At 44.5% G+C, this 842-nt stretch carries 1 pseudogene; it reads left to right on the top strand.

From position 1 onward, the window contains the following. The first annotated feature begins 80 nt into the window (after positions 1 to 80). Positions 81 to 829, top strand: a pseudogene (locus JMW94_RS14730) (IS5 family transposase). Positions 830 to 842: the final 13 nt, after the last annotated feature.

The following is an 842-nucleotide window of genomic DNA, read 5'->3' as shown; positions in this document are numbered from 1 at the left end:
TAGGGCGTGTCATCAATTAGCATAGATATTTCAGAATAAGCTATACTTAGATCGTATTTAGGAATTTGAGCTCAATGACTATGACAAGACGACATGCCCTACGTGATGACCAATGGGAGAGAATTAAAGACATTCTACCTGGTAAACCAAGTGACGTTGGTATTACTGCAAAGGATAACCGCTTGTTCGTAGAAGCGGTTCTGTACCGTTACAAGACCGGCATACCTTGGCGTGACCTACCTGAACGCTTTGGCGACTTCAGAGTGATTCATACTCGTTTTAGTCGCTGGTCAAAAAAAGGCGTATGGGAGCAGGTTTTTAATCAACTCTCTGAACAATCCGATGACGAATATGCCATGCTAGATGCCACGATTGTTAAAGCCCACCAGCACAGTGCTGGAAAAAAAGGGATCAAGCCATTGGACGCAGCAAAGGTGGACTGACGACTAAAATACATACTCGTACAGATGCGCTAGGCAATCCTACTGGCTTTTATCTAACAGGTGGCGCAGCTCATGACCTGTGTGGCTCAGATGAATTGCTTGATGTCAGTATTAGCCAAACGTGGCTTGCCGATAAAGCTTACGATGCTGATGCCCGCGTTATTGAACCGATTAAAGCAGTGCAAGGTAATGCAGTTATACCATCTAAGTGTCATCGGCTGCAGCCAAGAGACTTCGATAAAGAGCTTTATAAAGCACGGCACCTAATAGAGAACTTCTTTGCCAAGATTAAGCAGTATCGTGCGATTGCCACTCGCTATGACAAGTTAGCCTGTCATTTCTTAAGTGCGGTTCATCTAGTTTCTTGTGTCGTTTGGCTTAATTGATGACACGCCCTAG

The sequence above is a fragment of the Psychrobacter immobilis genome (assembly GCF_904846185.1).
GTDB classification, from domain to species: Bacteria; Pseudomonadota; Gammaproteobacteria; order Pseudomonadales; family Moraxellaceae; genus Psychrobacter; species Psychrobacter immobilis_B.
This window is presented reverse-complemented; position numbering and strand designations above follow the sequence as displayed.